Origin of the sequence: uncultured Barnesiella sp. (assembly GCF_946496565.1) — a bacterium.
GTDB classification, from domain to species: Bacteria; Bacteroidota; Bacteroidia; order Bacteroidales; family Barnesiellaceae; genus Barnesiella; species Barnesiella merdigallinarum.
In genome coordinates this window covers 261,303-280,236 of sequence record NZ_CAMMHD010000002.1, presented here as the reverse complement: position 1 = coordinate 280,236, position 18,934 = coordinate 261,303, and the positions used below count along the sequence as shown (strand labels likewise).

Genomic DNA, 18,934 nt, shown 5'->3' with positions numbered 1-18,934 from the left:
CCCACGACCCCCTGCTCCCAAAGCAGGTGCGCTAACCGGACTGCGCTACACCCCGAAACAAGCAATGGCCCTCTCTTTTTTGGGCAGGGCAAATTTACTGCTTTTTTTCGTATCGCCAACTATGGGCTTACATTTTTATCAAATTCTTCGGTAAAAGATACCTGTTTACCGATGTTTTATTTTAATTTTGCAAGGACATTCGGGCTGTTCCGAATGCCGTTGAGTAACTGAAATCAATAACAACAAAACATATAAATCCTATAACAATGTATAGAACGAATACATGTGGAGAGCTGCGATTGAGCCATGTGGGCCAACAGGTAACCCTGGCCGGTTGGGTGCAACGCAGCCGTAAGATGGGTGGTATGACTTTTGTCGATCTGCGCGATCGCTACGGTATCACTCAGTTGGTATTTAACCAGGAGACCAACGCCGGTTTGTGCGACCAGGCCAATAAACTGGGTCGCGAATATGTGATACAGGTGACGGGTACCGTGACCGAGCGCTCGAACAAGAACGCCAATCTGCCGACGGGCGACATCGAAATCATAGCCGAGAAACTGGTCATTCTCCATACGGCCGAGACTCCGCCCTTCACCATCGAAGACGAATCGGATGGCGGCGACGATATTCGCATGCAGTACCGTTACCTCGACTTGCGCCGTCCCATTGTACGCCGCAATCTCGAGTTGCGTCACAAGATGGCCTTCGAGGTACGTCGTTATCTCGACGAGTTGAACTTCCTCGAGGTGGAGACGCCTGTATTGATTAAATCTACTCCCGAGGGAGCCCGCGACTTTGTGGTACCGTCGAGAATGAATCCGGGCGAGTTCTATGCGTTGCCGCAGTCGCCGCAAACCCTCAAGCAGTTGCTGATGGTGTCGGGCTTCGACCGCTATTTCCAGATTGTAAAGTGTTTCCGCGACGAAGACCTGCGGGCCGACCGTCAGCCCGAGTTTACGCAAATCGACTGCGAAATGTCGTTTGTGGAGCAAGAGGATATTCTCAATATCTTCGAGGGCATGATCAAGCATCTGTTCAAGAAAATCCGCGGTATCGAGTTCAACGAGCCGTTCCTGCGCATGACGTGGGCCGATGCCATGAAATACTACGGTAGCGACAAACCCGATATGCGTTTCGGCATGCGCTTTGTCGAACTGAAGGATTTGACCGAGGGCCACAACTTCGGGGTGTTCGACAGTGCCGAGTATGTGGGCGGTATCTGCGCCGAAGGGTGTGCTACCTATTCGCGCAAACAGCTCGACGAGTTGACCGACTTTGTGAAACGTCCGCAAATCGGAGCCAAGGGCCTGATTTATGTACGTTTCGACGAGAATGGGAATCCCAAGTCGTCGGTCGACAAGTTCTATTTGCCCGACGACCTGAAGAAGTGGGGCGAACGCTTCGGAGCCAAACCGGGCGACCTGCTGCTGATTCTGGCCGGTCCTGCGATGAAGACCCGCAAGGCACTGTGCGAACTGCGTCTGGAGATGGGTTCGCGTCTGGGCTTGCGCGATAAGAATACCTTTGCTCCGCTGTGGGTTATCGACTTCCCCTTGTTCGAGTGGGACGACGAGACACAACGCTTCTATGCGATGCACCACCCCTTCACCTCGCCCAAGGCCGAGGATATTCCTCTGCTCGATACCGATACGGGTGCCGTGCGGGCCAATGCCTACGACATGGTAATCAATGGCGTAGAGCTGGGTGGCGGTTCTATCCGTATTCACGACAGCGAGTTGCAAGACCACATGTTCCGTCTGTTGGGATTCACCGAAGAGCAGGCCGAAGCTCAATTCGGTTTCCTGATGAATGCTTTTAAATACGGTGCTCCTCCTCACGGAGGTCTGGCATTCGGTCTCGACCGCCTGGTATCGATGTTTGCCGGTCTTGATTCGATTCGCGACTGCATCGCATTCCCCAAGAACAACTCGGGTCGCGATGTCATGCTCAATGCACCGTCGCCGCTGGACGACTCGCAATTGAACGAATTGTGTATCAAAGTAGATTTGAAGGATTAACAGCACGTGGTAATTCTAAATGATATTATAGAGACCATCGAGTCGGTAGCACCTGTCGCCTGGCAAGAGTCGTACGACAATGCCGGGTTGCAGGTGGGCAACCGGTTTCAGCCGGTTTCGGGAGCGGTCGTATGTCTCGATGTGACCGAAGGGGTTGTCGACGAGGCTATCGCCTTGGGCTATAACTTGATTGTGTCGCATCACCCCCTGCTCTTCAAGGGGCTGAAATCGATTACGGGGAGGAGCTATGTCGAGCGTATTGTCATCAAGGCAATCCAACACAACATAGCCATCTATGCCGCCCATACCAATCTCGATAATGCTCCGGGCGGTGTCTCGTTCAGAATGGCCCGCAAGTTGGGCTTGACTGAGGTGCGGGTGCTCGACCCCATGCCCGGGTTGCTGATGAAACTGGTTACCTATGTGCCTGTTTCTCATGTCGAAGCGGTGAGAACCGCTCTGTTCGAGGCTGGGGCCGGACATATCGGCAACTACGACCAGTGCAGTTTCGGTCAGGAAGGCGAGGGTACCTATCGCCCCGGGGCGCAGGCTCATCCTTATTGCGGTACGATAGGCGAGCAACATCGCGAGCCCGAGACTCGACTCGAAGTAATCGTGCCCGCCTACATGCAGGGTGCCGTCGAGACCGCCTTGAAGCGGAGCCATCCCTACGAAGAACCGGCTTTCGACTGGATACCCCTGGCCAATCGCTGGGAGCAGGTGGGGGCCGGCGTGGTGGGCAATTTGCCTGAACCGGCCGACGAACTGCTGGTGCTGGAGAAGCTGAAAGATACCTTTGCGGTAGGTTGTGTGAAGCATTCGCCTCTGCACGGGCGCAAGATTTCGCGTGTGGCCCTGTGTGGCGGTGCCGGAGCATCGCTCATGTCGAGAGCCGTTGCCGTCGGAGCCGATATGTTTGTGACGGGTGAGATACGGTATCACGATTATTTCGAATATGAGTCGCGTATCCTGCTGGCCGAAATCGGTCACTACGAGAGTGAACAATATACAAAAGAGATTTTTTGTGAGATTATTCAAAAAAAATTCCCTACCTTTGCAATCCGTTCTACACAAGTAGATACAAATCCGATAAATTATTTGTAACGTATGGCTACTGACAAAACAAAAGCTGAAAAAGAATATACAGTGGAAGAGAAGTTGAAAACACTGTACGATTTGCAAACCATTCTCTCGGAGATCGATAGAATAAAGACGCTGAGAGGTGAGCTGCCTCTCGAAGTTCAGGACCTTGAGGACGAGATCGCCGGTCTTGAAACGCGTATCAAAAACTACCATACCGAGATTGAAGACCTGAAAGCTGCCGTAGCGGCCAAAAAAGTAGAAATACAAAACGCCCAAACGCTTATCGACAAATATACCAAGCAGCAAGACAATGTGCGCAACAATCGCGAATTTGACTTCCTCTCGAAAGAGATAGAGTATCAGACTCTCGAAATTCAGTTGTGCGAGAAACGTATCAACGAATACATTGCCGCACAAGAGGCCAAGAGCAAAGAGGTGGCTGCTTCGGAAGAGACGCTGCAGGATCGTCAGCATATCCTGGCCGAGAAGAAGAGCGAACTCGACGAAATCGTTTCGGAGACGAAACAGGACGAGGAGAAGTTGAGAGAGAAGGCCAAGAAACTCGAGAACAAGGTAGAGCCCCGTTTGCTCGCTGCCTTCAAGCGCATCCGCAAGAATGCCCGTAACGGTCTGGCTGTGGTTTACATCCAACGCGACTCTTGCGGTGGTTGCTTCAACCGCATTCCGCCTCAAAGACAGCTCGACATCAAGATGCGTAAAAAGATTATCGTTTGCGAATACTGCGGACGTATCATGATTGACCCGGAACTTGCCGGTGTAAAGGAAGAGCATTAAATCGATTGAAACGATATGGAAACAGCCGGTCACCCGAGTGGTGACCGGCTGTTTTGTTTTCTGCAACTTGCAGCTCGCAGGTTATTTGATTCGAATAGTCTGTATGGGTTGTTGCTTGACGGTGTCGAGCGGTTGTACCTGATATTTGACCCGACCGAAGTCGATGCTCTTCAGATCGAAGCAGCGGATGGCGCTGTTGTACATGGTGCGGTAGTAGAGCAGGCGGTTGGCCATGTCGGCAGCCGAAGTCCATTGCGTAGCGCTGGGGATGTCGGTAGGAGTCTGACCGGTCGTAAACTCAGCTCCTATGGGGATGTCGAAGTTGTTGAGAATGTGGAAACTCTCGGTAACGGCTTCGATTGCAGACTGGGACTGTGGAGCGGTGGTCTGGTAAAAGGCCGCACGCACAAAGCGGGAGGGCGGTGTGATGTCGCCGGGAAGACCCAGAAATCCGCTGCCGGCACCGAACGAGGATAGCTTGATGTCGCCGAACGACTTGGGTTCGGTCGTTCCCGGATAGAGGTTGATGTAGTTGTTGAGATTGGTCATTTGCCAATCGAAGCCCGGCGAGTTGGTGAGTACCCCCAGCTTGTTTTCATAAAATTGCATCTTGCCGGCAATAATCTCCAGCACCACTTGGCGGCCTGTTACGTCGGTCATGCGCCAGTGGACCGTCGAGGCCCGCGGGTCTATCGATACGACGTGCACCGTTTTCAGTCCTTCGATGGCTTCGTCGACAGTGGCGAAGTTGCCCAGAATCCAGGCAACCAGTTGCAGGTCGGCCATGCTCGAGGCTTGTTGTGCCGGGTTATAGGCTTCGTATTGTCCGTAATTGGGAAAGTAGAAGAGCCCGGCCGACAATCCGGCTTCGTTCAGTCCTTCGGCTACAAACTCTTTTTGCTCTACGGCCAATCCCACATAGCCATATTTGGCTGTAAATTTCATGCCGGTTTGTTGCCCGCCCGGTACATAGGAGCGTTGTTCGTATCCGCGGGGAACAATCACATATTGGCTGTTCAAGTCGCTGCCGCCCCATTCGATGGTACGGGCTACGATTTTGGAACCGTCCTTCACCGTGAGGGTGATGCCCGTGCAGCCCCAGGCCGATGGAATCGAGAGGGCCGCAGCCGCAATCAGTAGGGAAAATAATCGTTTCATTGTTGCTGTATATTAAGTTAGAACATGTGCGATAGTCTGGCCGATTCAAAGGTATGAAAATATTTATGATCCCCATGGATGGGGATGAATGTATTTCTCGTTACAGTGCCTGTTTTTGCCGGCCTTTTTATAAACACACGATGTTTGTGAAATGTTTGGGGCCGGGACAGAAGAAACGAATGGATAAAAAATGCCGGTCGAAAGGAAACTCCGGCCGGCATGATATGAGTTCTTCTTCGATGTTAGAATCGGAAACTGATGTAGAAGTAGCTGCCCGATGTTTTCCAGGTCTGGTTCTCGTCGTCGATTTTGTACGAGGTAGAACCCCATCGGTATTCATACCCCAGCGAGATAACCTTGTACGAAGCAGCCAAACCGGTATTGAAGTAAGAGCCGTAGTTGCCTTTGAACTTGTTGCCGTCGGTATTGAACATCATCGAGTAGGAGGGGTCGTAGCGGAAATAGAGGTTGACTTTCAGAAAGTCGACCGGATTGACGGTAATCGAGGGGCCGAACTGCATGGAAATCTCTCCCTTGTAAATGTCGCTGTCGTCTTCGGCGGAGAGTCCCCTCTCTACACCGTATTGGGCTACGGCAATATCGAAGAAGGTCCAGTCCAAACCGAATTTGATCATACCCAGAAGCGGTTTTTTGTGCAGGTAATAGGTTTTGCCACGTCCGATAGAGAATGCAAAATCGCTGTTCAATTTCGGTTGTCCGTTACCTCGGTCGAGCGAGGTCATACCATAGGCGATATAAAAGTATTTGCTGCGTTTCCAAATCTTTTCCTGACGAGCCAGATATTCGAGTTTGGCGTTCATCTCGTTGGTGAGGTTTACCAGCGAAGTGTTAAGGCTGTCTACCTGATTACGTAATGCTTTGTTCTGGTTGCGATAGACAAAGAGCGAATCTTTCAGTTGGTCGTTCTCGACCGACAGCTCCTTGTATTTGCCCAACAAGTTTTTCTGTGCTCCGTCAAGCGAGTCTTTAGTAGCCAGGAGTAGTGCGTGTTTGCTTTTGAGGGTCGAGTTTTCCTGCGACAGTGTCTGATTGGCGGTTGTCTTTTCGTCGATGACTTTTTGCATGACACCGATCGAATCCTTCAACATTTGGTTCTGCTTTTTCAGAGTCTGAGCCGACAGAGGTATTATCGACATTCCGATAAGACATAAGAGTACAATTCGTTTCATAATTTTAGATCTTTGTTTCAGGACAAAAGTATATAAAAAGAATAATATACGTATAATAATCTTTATTCTTTTGTTCGGAATTATTGGAGCCTTGTACCTGTTATTTAACTTAATATCGACAAGAGCAGTAGCTAGCTGATAAATATCTCGGGCATGCCCGCAGCAGAGTCGGGGGTAGAGTACTGCTCCAGCAGGTGGAAGCACATCCGTTGCGAGCGTATGGGTGGGCCTGGGGTGCGGACATATTGGTTACCCAGATATTCGTCTATGCGGCAGGCTTTTATATTGTCTCGCAACTGCAGGTCTATGACCGACAGGATTTCGTTTTTGATATGCTGGTCGAAAATGGGTACGGCGGTCTCGATGCGGCGGTTCAGGTTGCGGCGCATCCAGTCGGCCGACGACAGATATACCTCTTCGCGTCCCCCGGCATAGAAGTACCAGATGCGGGCATGCTCGAGGTACGAGTCGATGATGCGCGTCATGTGTATGTTGCGGCTGTAAGGCTGGTTGGGTACCAGGCAGTTGATGCCGCGCACCAGCAGGTCGATGTGTACGCCTGCCTCGCTGGCATCGTAGAGGGCATCAATCATGCCCGTGTCGTGCAGGCCGTTCATTTTCAGAATGATGTGTGCCTTCCGTCCCTGACGGGCCTCTTCCATCTCGAAACGTATTTTCCGTTTCAACTCGTCGACCATGTTGAACTGGGCCACGAGCAACGTCTTGAAATCGCGGTCTTTTGAAGAACCGTCGAGTATGGAGAAGAGCTTGTCGAGTTCGCTCGTAATGGCGCGGTTGACGGTAAACAGCCCCATGTCGGAGTAGATGCGGGCTGTGTCTTCGTTGAAGTTGCCGGTACTCATGAAAGCATAGGCTTGGGGGTGAGAGCTGTCGGTAGGGGCACACTTGACCAATAAGGCCTTGGCATGGACCTTCAATCCCGGGGTGCTGTATACGACACGAACACCCGACTCCTGCATCAGTTCCGAGGTGATGATGTTGTTCTCCTCGTCGAACCGGGCTTTGATTTCGACATATACCGTCACCTGTTTCCCCTGTTTGGCGGCGTAGAGCAACCGGTCTATCACTTCGGAGTTTTCGGCTACCCGATATTGTGTGAGTTTTATTTCAGTCACGGCCGGGTTCTCGGCAGCCTCGGTCAGGAACCGGGTGAGGTAGTCGAACGACTGATAGGGGAAATGTATCAGAAAGTCGCGATGGCGAATCACCTCGAACATCGACGGGGCGTTGTCGAAGATGGGCAGCCGCATGGGCGAGGGGAGAGTTTCGCTCAACACCTTGCCGGTGAGGTTGGGCAGTTTGGTCAGGTCCTCCAGATTCAGATACCGGCTCGAGCGGATGCACTGTCCGTGCGGAATGTCGTAGGCCTCGCAGATATACTCCAGCATGTCGTGGGGCATGCAGCCGTCGTAGACCAACCGGTTGGCGTTGCCTATCTTGCGTTTCTTGACCCGCTTGCGCACGGCATCGACAATGTTGGCCCCCTCTTTGGGCTCGATGGAAAAGTCGGCATCGCGCGAGACCCGTATCGCATAGTGCGAGTCAATGTCGAATCCCGGGAAGACGATGTCGAGGTTCAAGGCAATCATGTCGTCGATAAACATCACGTAGTTTTTTCCGTTGTGCGGCGTGAGCTTGATAAACCGCGGCACTTTGCTGAACGGAATCTTTATCTGGGCATAGAACGGTTGTCGGTCGGGGTTGTTGCGGTCGCTCTTCCGATACATTTTTATGGCCAGGTAGAGCCGGTTGTCGCGCAGGAAAGAGACGATGTCGTCTTTCAATATCAACACCGGCTGCAAGAAAGGGAATACCTCTTCTTTAAAGAAGTTACGCACCTCGTCCCGGTGGCACTCCTCGATTTTCTCCTGATGGTACAGCACCATACCCTCGCGCTCGAGTTCGGGGATGATGTCGTTGAAAAAGAATTTGTTGAAGTCGTCGACCTGCTGGTTGACTTCCCGGTTAATCGACTCCAAGGTACGCTCGGCCTGCTCCTTCTCCTCGTCGCTTTTCGCAGAGTCCGACAGAATCTGGTGATACTCCGAAACCCTCACGCGATAAAATTCCTCCTGATTCGACTGGTATATCGACAGAAACTTGATGCGGTCGAACAACGGCACCGTCTTGTCCATAGCCTCCATCAATACCCGGTAATTGAAAGATAACCAACTGATATCACGTTTGAAATACTTCCGAACATTTTCCATAGTCATCGTCGTAAGGATTAAGTAACGGTAAATATACAAATAATGTTCGGGTGTACAAATTTTTCTCGCAAATCTGCATGTCTCGTTTCTCCATATCTTACTGCATGAATCTGTTGTTTCTTGCAATTATTCCACAGAATTTTTTTAATTTTGCAGATAGCGAATTATGGCCCTGGCAGGGGCTTGAAAAACAATGGTCATGGATCACAAAACTTTTTTGACGCAGTTGCAGACCCGTTTGGGCAAAGATAAAGGGGAGGTCGAGGAGTATATGTCGGCCTTTCTCCAAATCATGAAAGAGCGTTGTGCACAGATGGACTCGGTAGCTATTCAGGGGTTCGGCACGTTCGAACCGAAGAAGAAGCTGGAACGGGTTGTCGTGAATCCTGCTACGGGCAAACGCATGCTCGTGCCCCCCAAAATGATTCTGTCGTTTAAGCCGGGCAGCGCTATTAAAATGAAACTTAAAATGCTCTCGTCGAAATGAATGAAAAAATATCTTTCCCCGATTTGGTCACTCTGCTCGCCACAAAACTGAATGTGACGAAAAAGGAGGCCGAGGCTTTTCTCAAGGAGTTCTTCACGATTTCGACAGAGGTTATCTCGTCGGGCGAGGAGCTGAGAATCAACGAGCTGGGTGTATTCAAGCCCATTTGGGTAGAACCTCGTGCCAGCGTGAACGTGCAGACGGGCGAGCCGGTGGAGATACCGGGCCATTACAAGGTGTCGTTTGTTCCCGACAAGGTGCTGCGCGAGGCGGTGAATGCTCCCTTTTCGAGCTTTTCGGTCGAGATTCTCAATGACCACGTGTCGACCGAGGCCATGATGGCCGTAGGCGATGAAGGAATGGCCGAAAGTCGTGAAGGCGATGGATCCGAAGAGGAGCCGGTGGCGGCCGACGAACCGGCAGCCCCGGAGGCGATGCCCCTTCAAGAAGAGGTTGAAGACGCCATTATGCCCGAAACAGATAAGCCTGAAGCGCCGGAGATCGAAGACCTGCCGGGCGAAAAGGAGGAGCAACCGGTTGTTCCCGAATCGGGCGTGATACCTGAACCGGCCTCTGACCCGGATGCCGAAACAGAGCCGGAGCCCGATGTGGTTTCATTGGAGCAAGATGAGCCAGCTGAAACCTCGGAAGAGCAACCGCTCGAGACCGAGGCCCAACCCGCCGTAGAGCCTGTGGCTGAAACCCATGCGGAGCCTGTTGCGGACGAACCGAAAGCCGAAGTCCCGGCTCTTATCCCCGTAGAAACCGATGCCGACCATACCGACTATTTGCAGAAGTCGGCCTCGCGCCGGGCCTTCTGGTGGGGAGCCCTTTCGGCGCTGGGTGTAATCGTGGTTATCGGGGTAGCCGTGTGGTTCTTCTTGCGGGGAGATGAAAAAATCAAGATAGGCGAATATACACTTTCACTGACCAATGAAGAGGTGTTCGCGCCTCAGCTGCAAGCGAACCAAGTAGCCGATACGGTTGTTGTATCGGAGCCGGTCGATACGACGGCTATGGTCGATGTGGCCGAACGGGATTCCGTAGCTGAAAAGCCGGTTGCCCAGTCAGAGAAAACCGAGCGTGTGGAGAAAACAGAAAAAACGGGCCAGTCGGAAACAACACCCACAACGGCTGTAGAGGCCGAGCCGGTGGTCGAGACCATCCGATCGGGGGTATTCCTCACGACGTTGGCTCGTAAATACTTCGGACACAAGACCTTCTGGGTATATATCTACGAAGAAAATAAAAAGGTGATTAAGAATCCCAATCAGGTACCCATCGGAACACGGGTGGTTATTCCCGAGGCTTCGAAGTATCATATCGATGCTAAAGACAGACGTTCGGTCGAAGCTGCCAAGGCTCTGGCCGTGAAGATTCTGAGCCAGTATGAGTGACCGATAGCTGAGTCGTTGACCGAAGGGGTTGGCGACTTAGTCTTTTTTAAGTGAATGGTTAGCCATTTTTAACGCGATAGGGGAGATATAGAGCCTCTCTATCGCTAATTTTGCGAGAGATAAAGTGAAAAAACGTATAAATTGAAAATATAAAAAGAGAAAACGTATGAGTGAAACAGTTGATATTCGGGAGTTGAACGACCTGATTGCCAGCAAGAGTTCGTTCGTGAATATGATTACACAGGGCATGGACCAGGTGATTGTAGGCCAGAAGCATCTGATCGATTCGTTGATGATTGGTTTGCTTTCCAACGGTCACATCTTGCTCGAAGGTGTTCCGGGTTTGGCCAAGACGTTGGCCATCAAGACGCTGGCTTCGCTGATTGACTCGAAATACAGCCGTATCCAGTTTACCCCCGACCTGTTGCCTGCCGACGTGGTAGGTACCATGGTATACAGCCAGGCCAAGGAGCAGTTCCAAATCAAGAAGGGCCCCATCTTCGCCAACTTCGTGCTGGCCGATGAAATCAACCGTGCCCCGGCCAAGGTGCAGAGTGCCTTGCTCGAGGCCATGCAGGAGCGCCAGGTGACCATCGGCGAGCAGACGTTCCGTCTCGACGATCCTTTCCTGGTAATGGCTACACAGAACCCCATCGAGCAGGAGGGTACCTATCCGCTGCCCGAGGCGCAAGTCGACCGTTTCATGCTCAAGGTGATTATAAGCTATCCCAAGAAAGAGGAGGAGAAGCAGATTATCCGCCAGAACATCAGCGGACGTAAGGTCGAAATTAAACCGGTGCTGAAACCCTCTGAAATTATCGAGGCTCGCGATATTGTACAAAAGGTATACATCGACGAGAAGATCGAGCGCTATATCGTCGACATCGTGTTTGCTACCCGTTTCCCGCAAGATCATGGTCTGGCCGACTTGAAAGAGATGATTTCGTTCGGTGCTTCGCCTCGTGCCTCTATCAGTCTGGCCATGGCAGCTCGCGCCTATGCCTTCTTGAAACAACGCGGCTATGTGATTCCCGAGGATGTGCGTGCCGTATGCCACGACGTGCTGCGTCACCGTATCGGGCTCAGCTACGAAGCCGAGGCCAACAACATGACGGCCGAGGAGATTATCAGCGAGATACTCAACAAGGTAGAAGTACCCTAAATAACCGGTTAGGGAGAGCTGCTGTTTATGGAAACCAGTGAACTGTTAAAGAAAGTCCGTCATATCGAGATAAAGACGAGGGGCCTCTCCCGCAACATCTTTGCGGGTCAGTACCACTCGGCCTTCAAGGGGAGGGGTATGGCCTTCTCCGAAGTGAGGGAGTATCAGTATGGCGACGATGTGAGAGATATAGACTGGAATGTGACAGCCCGCTACAACAAGCCCTTTGTGAAGGTTTTCGAAGAGGAACGTGAACTGACGGTGATGTTGTTGGTCGATGTCTCTGCCAGCCGTAACTTCGGTGCCGTGGGAGAGGCCAAGCGTGAAATGATGGCCGAGGTCGCTGCCACGATAGCCTTTTCGGCCATACAGAACAACGACAAGATCGGCATGATTTTCTTCTCGGACAAAATCGAGAAGTTTATCCCGCCGAAGAAGGGGCGCAAGCATATCCTCTATATCATACGCGAACTGATCGATTTCACCCCCGACAATACGGGAACCAACATAGGTCTGGCCTTGGAGTACATGACCAACGCCATCAAGAAACGGTGTACGACGTTTTTAATCTCCGACTTCATCGATAACGGCGATTACAAAAACGCCCTCTCCATTGCCAACCGCCGGCACGACCTGGTAGCCATACAGGTCTACGACCGTCGGGAGTCGCAGCTGCCCAACGTGGGGCTCATCAAGTTGCAAGACTCCGAGCGGGGTGTCGAGCAGTGGGTCGACTCGTCGTCGGCCGCCGTGCGGGCCCGGTATGCCGAGTGGTGGAATGCCCGGCAAGACAAGATGCTGACCACCTTGCGCAAGAGCCGTGTCGACCTGGCGACCATCGCCACCGACGACGACTTTGTGGTGGCCCTGATGAATCTCTTCCAGCGAAGAGGGTAATAAAAATTTGAGATTCTATGAAAATACGATCTATCTTATTGCGAGTGTTTGGCGGATGTCTGCTCGTGTCGATGAGTGCCGCAACGGTGTCGGCCCAGAATCAGATAGTGGTGCGGGCCCAGATGGACTCGGCCGCCATCATGATGGGCGACCAGACGACGGTGCGCCTCGAGGTGTCGCAAGACAAAGGCAAGTTTGTGCGGCTGCCTATCATACAAGACACGCTGGTAGCCGGCGTAGAGGTGCTGAAGATTTCGAAACCCGATACGGTCGATTTGAAAAACAACCGTATACAGGTCAACAACGAGGTACTTATCACCTCGTTTGACTCGGGCCTCTACTATCTGCCTCCTTTCAAATATGTTATCGACAACGATACTTTCGAGACCCAGTCGTTGAGCCTCAAGGTGGTTCCGGTGCCGGTCGATACGACGCATGCCGAGTTTGACATCAAGGGGGTCGATGCTCCTCCCTTCGTCCTCTGGGACTATGTGCCGGCATGGGTCATCTATCTGCTCATCGCTCTCGTTGTCATAGCCGCCGGTATCTATGCCTACTGGCGCTGGGGCCGCAAGGCCAAGGGTGGCGAGGCTGCAGCCGAAGAGAAGGCCATACCGCCCTACGAACGAGCCATACAGGCTTTGCACGAGTTGAAAGACTCGAAGCTCTGGCAGCAAGGTCAGGAGAAGGCCTACTATACCAACCTGACCGAAATCCTGCGGGTATACATCGACCAGCGATTCCACATCAACGCCATGGAGATGACCTCGACCCAGATTATCGACACGCTGCGGCGTAACGAGGAGACCAAAGCGGTGAACCAGCAATTGCGCGATATTCTCGAGATGGCCGACTTCGTGAAGTTTGCCAAGATGCGGCCGCTCCCCGACGACAACGAGCAGGTGATGCGGTATGCCGAGAACTTTGTCGAAGAGACCAAGCCCGAAGAGAAGGCACCCGAACAACCGGCTGCCGACGGTACGGCTCCCGAGAAACCGGAATAAACCCATTGTTGAACAAAGGCTCATGTGGCTTTTTAAATAGATTTTTTGAAAAATGGTATTTGCGAATCCTTTATATCTGCTGCTGTTGTTGCTGATTATACCGGCCGTCGTGTGGTATATCCTCAAACAGAAGCACATGCAGGCCCCTTTGCAGGTCTCGACTACGCAGCCGTTCGACAAGATGCCGCGCACCTACAAGATATACTTGCGCCACTTCAACTTTGCCTTGCGGATACTGGCCGTTGCCTTCCTGATTATTGCTCTGGCCCGGCCGCAGTCGACCGACAACTGGCAAAACTCATCGACCGAAGGGGTCGACATCGTACTGGCGCTCGATATTTCGGGCAGTATGTTGGCCCGCGACTTTACCCCCGACCGGGTCGAAGCTGCCAAAGACGTAGCTGCCCAGTTCGTTTCGGGGCGTGAGCACGACAATATCGGTCTGGTCATCTTTGCCGGCGAGAGCTTCACCATGTGCCCGATGACAACCGACCACGCCGTGCTGCTCAACCTGATGAAAGATGTACATTGCGGTATGGTCGACGACGGTACGGCAATTGGCGACGGTTTGGCTACGGCCATCAACCGCATCAAGGACGGTCCCGCCAAGTCGAAGACCATCATCCTGCTGACCGACGGTACCAACAATGCGGGCGATATAGCCCCGGCCACGGCGGCACAAATAGCCAAGTCGTTCGGCATACACGTCTACACGATTGGAGTAGGTACCAAAGGGTTGGCCCCCACGCCGGTACAGACCCCCTACGGCATTACCTACCAGAACATGCCGGTCGAGATGGACGAGGCAGCCCTGCAGCAAATTGCGGCTACGGCCGACGGCAAATACTTCAGAGCTACCAACAAGAACGTATTGAAAGGTATCTTCGAAGAGATTGACAAGTTGGAGAAGACCAAGCTCACCGTCAAGGAATTCAGTGTAAAAGAAGAGGAATATACCCGATGGGCTCTCTTGGCACTCTTGTGCCTGGGGCTGGAGATACTCCTGCGTCAGACGTTGTTGAAAAATATTCCTTAAAAAGAAGTTGATTATGTTTCGATTTGCACAACCCGAATATTTATATCTGCTGATTCTCGTCCCTGTGCTGTGGGGGCTCTTTATCTACGGGCGATACCGCTCGCGCCGCAATCTGGCCAAGTATGGCAATCCGTCGGTGCTGGCACCGCTGATGACCGATGTGTCGAAGTACAAGCCCTGGATCAAGTTTATCTTTCAGCAACTGGCATTTATTGTTATCATATTCATGTTGGCACGGCCTCAGTTCGGTTCGAAACTCGAGACGGTCAAGAAGCAGGGGGTAGAAATCATGATTGCCCTCGACGTCTCCAACTCGATGATGGCCAAGGATATAGTGCCCAACCGTCTCGAGAAGGCCAAGATGATGCTCTCGAAACTGGTCGACGAACTCGACAACGACAAGATAGGTCTTATCGTCTTTGCCGGCGATGCCTATACGCAGTTGCCCATCACCTCCGACTTCGTGTCGGCCAAGATGTTCCTGAACACCATCAACCCCTCGATGGTACCTACACAAGGTACGGCTATCGGGCGGGCCATCTCTACCGCCATGAACTCCTTCTCGCCCAACGAGAGTGTAGATAAGGCCATTATCGTCATTACCGATGCCGAGAACCACGAGGACGATGCCGCCCAGATGGCTCAGGCTGCAGCCGAGAAAAACATCAAGGTCGATGTCATCGGTATCGGTTCGCTCGAGGGTGTACCCATCCCCATCGGTGATAGCGAGACCAACTTTATCAAGGACAGCAACGGCAATGTGGTCATCTCGAAACTCAACGAGGCCCTCGGGCAGGAGATTGCCAAAGCCGGTGCCGGTATCTACGTGAGAGCCGATAATACCAATGCGGCTCTGCGGGCCCTGACGGCCGAGGTAAAGAAGATGAAGAAGGCCGATATAGAGAGCAAGGTCTATTCGCAATACGACGAGCAGTTCCAGGGTCTGGCCTGGATTGCCCTGGTGCTGTTGCTGATCGATCTCTTTATTATTGACCGCAAGAACAGTTGGCTGAAGAAGATAACTTTCTTCTCCGAAAATTCAGAAAAGTAATTTGCACTATGAAAGCAATCAACTATATACTATGTTTGATATTGGCCAGTGGGGCATGGACTGCCTCGGCTCAGGGACAGGCAGTTCCTGCGGCTCCTGCTGCCAACGAGGCCCCGGCCAAGGTCGTACCACCCAAAGAGAAAAAAATCGACGAGAAGAGCGAGCGCAACTCGATACGGAAAGGAAACGACCTGTTTAACGACAAGAAATATACCGAGGCCGAAATCGAATACCGCAAGGCGCTGGAGGCCAACCCTTCGTCCGAGATAGCTACCTACAACCTGGGTGCCGCCCTGTACAAGCAGCAGAAGTGGAACGATTCGCGCAACGAGTATAAGAAGATAGTGCAGGCCTCGTCCGATACCCTGCGCACGGCCCACGCCTGGCACAACCTGGGAAATATCTCGTTCCAGGAGAAAAACTACGCCCAGAGTATCGAAGAGTATAAAAATGCGCTGCGTCGTAATCCCAAAGATGACGAGACCCGCTACAACCTGCGGTTGGCCCAACTGTTGCTGAAGAAACAACAGCAAGATCAGAACCAGGACAAGAATAAGGATCAGCAGGACCAGAACAAGGACCAGCAGAAAGATCAGAAGCAACAGAATCAGGACCAGAACAAGAACAACCAGAATAAACAGAATCAAGACCAGAAAGATAACCAACAACAGAATAATCCCCAGCAACAGCAACCCCAGCAGTCTCAGATGTCGCGGGAGAATGCCCAACAGATTCTCGATGCCATCCAGCAAGACGAGCGCGACACTCAGGAGAAAGTGCAACGGGCTTTGATGCAGCAGCAAAAACGCAAGAAGACCGACAAGGAGTGGTAATCGGGGTGTCTAACTTATATACAACAGAGCGATGAAAAGATATTTGATTTTGTTCTTTACGCTGGTCTGTGTTACTGGACTGTGGGCCAACAATGTGCGTTTTGCGGTCGATGGGCCCCGGCAGGTGATACAGGGACAGCAGTTTCAACTGGAATACACGTTGTACAACGCTTCGGGTAAGGATTTGAAATTGCCCGAATTCAAAGGTTGCAAGGTGTTGTATCAGGGTACGAGCTCGGGTACGAGCGTGTCGGTGGTCAACGGCAAAGTCGATCGCCAGACTACCGAGACCCACGTCATCACCCTGCGGGCCGAGAAAGAGGGTAGCTACACCTTTGCACCGGCCACCATCTCGGCCGACGGGCGCACCCTGTCGACCAATACCTGGAAACTGACCGTATTACCGCCCGACAAGGCCAGCGCTTCGTCGGGTCGCTCGGGTGGGCAGAGCAGCGACAACACGACGCTGTTTGCCCGTTTGATACTCTCCAAGAGCCGGATATATGAGCAGGAGGCCGTGTTGGCCACCATCAAGTTGTACACGCAGGCTTCGGGCGTACAAGCCGAGAATTACAGTTTCCCCTCGTTCGAAGGCTTTGTAGTACAAGATATTGACCTGCCGCAAAATACCTCGTTCAGTCTGGAGAACTACAACGGCGTAAACTACAAGGTAGCCGTGCTGAAACAGTGCCTGCTCTTCCCGCAACGTACGGGCAAGATTACCATTACGCCCGGCAAGTTCGACTTTCAGGTAGAAACCTATCAACTGGTCAACGGTCCCTTTGGTCCCATGCGGGTGCCTCAGGGGGTAAGCCGGTCGGTAAGCACCAATACCACTTCGGTCGAGGTGATGCCTTTGCCCAGCGGTAAACCGGCCTCGTTCATGGGTGGGGTAGGCGACTTCTCGCTGAGCAGTTCCATCAGCTCGACCCACGTCAAGGCCAACGAGGCCATTACCTTGAAACTGACCATCAAGGGATCGGGCAACTTGAAATACCTGAAGAACCCCGAGTTGCAGTTGCCCAACGATTTCGACACCTACGACCCCAAGGTCGATGTGAATGTGAAGGCTTCGGCCGGTGGGGTGAGCGGAACCCGCACGGTAGAGTACACCACCATTCCCCGCTTTGCCGGTACGTTCAAAATCCCGGCCGTAGAGTTCTCGTACTTCGACATCAAGAGCAAGAGCTACAAAACCCTGCGTACCGAAGCGTATGAGATTACGGTCGACAAGGGTGCTCCCGGCAGCGGAGGAAAGACCGTCACCAACTTCTCCAACAAAGAGGATTTGAAGCTGCTCAACCAGGATATTCACTATATCAAGCTGGACAAGATGAATCTGGTACAGACCCCGACCCTCTATATCGACAACTGGGTTTACTGGTTGTGGTACATCGTCCCGGCTCTGGCATTCATTGTCTTTGTCATCATCAACCGCAAGCAGGCCAAGGCTAACGCCAATGTGGCTCTGATGAAGAATCGGAAAGCCAACAAGGTAGCCTCGAAACGGTTGAAGGTAGCCGGCAAATACCTGAAGAACCACGACCGGGAGCACTTCTACGACGAGGTACTCAAGGCCGTATGGGGATACCTGAGCGATAAACTCGGGTTGCCCAATTCGGAGCTGACCAAAGACAACGTGGCTGCCGAGCTGGAGAAATACGGTGCCAGTGCCGAACTGATAGCCGAGTTCAACGACATACTGGGCCGTTGCGAGTTTGCCCAATATGCACCCTCGCAGACCGACGAGGCTATGGACGAGCTCTATACTCAGACGGTCGAGGCCATCGGTAAAATGGAAAATACGGTGAAAAAGTAAAACACAACGAAGATGAAAAAGATAATCATATACATGCTCTTTGTCGTCGCCGGCGTGACGACGATGTTTGGCCAGGAGACCCTGCAACAGGCCAACGAAGCCTATGCTCAGGAGGACTATATCAAGGCTATCGAACTCTATGAGCAGACGGCCCGGGAGCAGGGCGTGTCGTCCGACCTCTACTACAACCTGGGCAATGCTTACTACAAGCACAACGAGTTTGCCAAGGCTATTCTGAACTACGAGCGGGCGCTGTTGCTGAACCCCGGTAACGAGGATGCCCGTTTCAACCTCGATATGGCCAACACGCACATTGTCGACAAGATAGACCCCGTGGGGCGTTTCTTCCTCGCGGTGTGGATCGACTCGATGCGCAGCTTCTTGTCGTCCAACACGTGGGCTGTCATCGGTATCGTCGCCTTCTTCCTATTCCTGGGCGGTTGCTATCTCTACCTCTTCACGCGGTCGGTACGGTTGAAGAAGATAGGTTTCTTCGGCGGTATCGTCATACTGCTTGTCGCCATCATGGCCAACTGGTTCGCCTGGGGCTTGAGCGACAAGATGGAGCGCCGCAGCGAGGCTATCGTGTTTGCCGCTACGGTACCGGCCAAGAGCTCGCCATCGGAGAGCGGTACCGACCTCTTTGTCCTGCACGAAGGAACCAAGGTGGTGATTCTGGACAAGGTGAGCGACTGGTACGAGGTGAAGATAAGCGATGGCAACCGCGGGTGGCTGCCGTCGTCGTCCATAGAAATCATTTAAACGAAAGA

16 protein-coding genes are annotated in these 18,934 nt (G+C 52.5%); 13 read left to right on the top strand and 3 right to left on the bottom strand.

Annotation, left to right across the window (positions count from 1 at the left end):
- Positions 1-266 precede the first annotated feature (266 nt).
- The 3 genes from aspS to Q1K76_RS02200 are packed head-to-tail and all read left to right on the top strand — an operon-like array spanning position 267 to position 3,899.
- A complete protein-coding gene (gene aspS / locus Q1K76_RS02210) occupies positions 267-2,021 on the top strand; it encodes an aspartate--tRNA ligase (RefSeq protein WP_300130703.1) in 1,755 nt (584 codons plus the stop codon).
- Between the two features lie 6 nt (positions 2,022-2,027).
- Complete coding sequence (locus Q1K76_RS02205) at positions 2,028-3,125, top strand: Nif3-like dinuclear metal center hexameric protein (RefSeq protein WP_300130700.1); 1,098 nt, start codon at positions 2,028-2,030, stop codon at positions 3,123-3,125.
- 3 nt (positions 3,126-3,128) lie between these two features.
- Positions 3,129-3,899 (top strand): C4-type zinc ribbon domain-containing protein, encoded by a 771-nt coding sequence (locus Q1K76_RS02200; RefSeq protein WP_087407491.1) that lies wholly within the window; start codon positions 3,129-3,131, stop codon positions 3,897-3,899.
- A gap of 81 nt (positions 3,900-3,980) precedes the next feature.
- Here Q1K76_RS02200 and Q1K76_RS02195 read toward each other — a convergent pair whose 3' ends face one another.
- The 3 genes from Q1K76_RS02195 to ppk1 all read right to left on the bottom strand — a co-directional run bounded on the left by Q1K76_RS02195 (position 3,981) and on the right by ppk1 (position 8,478).
- Positions 3,981-5,057, bottom strand: coding sequence for a choloylglycine hydrolase family protein (locus tag Q1K76_RS02195; RefSeq protein ID WP_300130696.1), 1,077 nt, complete (start codon positions 5,055-5,057; stop codon positions 3,981-3,983).
- A 242-nt stretch (positions 5,058-5,299) separates the two neighbouring features.
- Positions 5,300-6,166 carry a hypothetical protein gene (locus tag Q1K76_RS02190; RefSeq protein ID WP_300130693.1) on the bottom strand — a complete coding sequence of 289 codons (867 nt, stop codon included), beginning with the start codon at positions 6,164-6,166 and terminating at the stop codon, positions 5,300-5,302.
- Between the two features lie 212 nt (positions 6,167-6,378).
- A complete protein-coding gene (gene ppk1 / locus Q1K76_RS02185) occupies positions 6,379-8,478 on the bottom strand; it encodes a polyphosphate kinase 1 (RefSeq protein ID WP_300130690.1) in 2,100 nt (699 codons plus the stop codon).
- A gap of 199 nt (positions 8,479-8,677) precedes the next feature.
- On the opposite strand from ppk1, the gene Q1K76_RS02180 reads away from it, so the two are divergent.
- The 10 genes from Q1K76_RS02180 to Q1K76_RS02135 all read left to right on the top strand — a co-directional run bounded on the left by Q1K76_RS02180 (position 8,678) and on the right by Q1K76_RS02135 (position 18,926).
- Positions 8,678-8,965, top strand: a complete 288-nt coding sequence (locus tag Q1K76_RS02180) for an HU family DNA-binding protein (RefSeq protein WP_087407487.1) — start codon at positions 8,678-8,680, stop codon at positions 8,963-8,965.
- Positions 8,962-10,362, top strand: a complete 1,401-nt coding sequence (locus tag Q1K76_RS02175; protein WP_300130687.1) for an HU family DNA-binding protein — start codon at positions 8,962-8,964, stop codon at positions 10,360-10,362. The genes Q1K76_RS02180 and Q1K76_RS02175 overlap by 4 nt, the downstream gene beginning before the upstream one ends.
- A 166-nt stretch (positions 10,363-10,528) precedes the next feature.
- Positions 10,529-11,524: a MoxR family ATPase gene (locus tag Q1K76_RS02170; RefSeq protein ID WP_087407485.1), complete on the top strand. Its 996-nt coding sequence runs from the start codon at positions 10,529-10,531 to the stop codon at positions 11,522-11,524.
- A gap of 27 nt (positions 11,525-11,551) precedes the next feature.
- Positions 11,552-12,421, top strand: a complete 870-nt coding sequence (locus Q1K76_RS02165) for a DUF58 domain-containing protein (protein ID WP_087407484.1) — start codon at positions 11,552-11,554, stop codon at positions 12,419-12,421.
- Between the two features lie 17 nt (positions 12,422-12,438).
- Positions 12,439-13,425 (top strand): DUF4381 family protein, encoded by a 987-nt coding sequence (locus Q1K76_RS02160; RefSeq protein ID WP_087407483.1) that lies wholly within the window; start codon positions 12,439-12,441, stop codon positions 13,423-13,425.
- Between the two features lie 52 nt (positions 13,426-13,477).
- The gene (locus tag Q1K76_RS02155) at positions 13,478-14,461 is read left to right on the top strand and encodes a VWA domain-containing protein (protein WP_087407482.1); all 984 of its coding nucleotides are present in this window, start codon (positions 13,478-13,480) and stop codon (positions 14,459-14,461) included.
- Between the two features lie 13 nt (positions 14,462-14,474).
- Complete coding sequence (locus tag Q1K76_RS02150; protein ID WP_300130683.1) at positions 14,475-15,512, top strand: VWA domain-containing protein; 1,038 nt, start codon at positions 14,475-14,477, stop codon at positions 15,510-15,512.
- A gap of 8 nt (positions 15,513-15,520) precedes the next feature.
- Positions 15,521-16,345: a tetratricopeptide repeat protein gene (locus Q1K76_RS02145; RefSeq protein ID WP_300130680.1), complete on the top strand. Its 825-nt coding sequence runs from the start codon at positions 15,521-15,523 to the stop codon at positions 16,343-16,345.
- Positions 16,346-16,376: 31 nt separating this feature from the next.
- The gene (locus Q1K76_RS02140) at positions 16,377-18,164 is read left to right on the top strand and encodes a BatD family protein (RefSeq protein ID WP_087407479.1); all 1,788 of its coding nucleotides are present in this window, start codon (positions 16,377-16,379) and stop codon (positions 18,162-18,164) included.
- Positions 18,165-18,176: 12 nt separating this feature from the next.
- The gene (locus Q1K76_RS02135) at positions 18,177-18,926 is read left to right on the top strand and encodes a tetratricopeptide repeat protein (protein ID WP_087407478.1); all 750 of its coding nucleotides are present in this window, start codon (positions 18,177-18,179) and stop codon (positions 18,924-18,926) included.
- Positions 18,927-18,934: the final 8 nt, after the last annotated feature.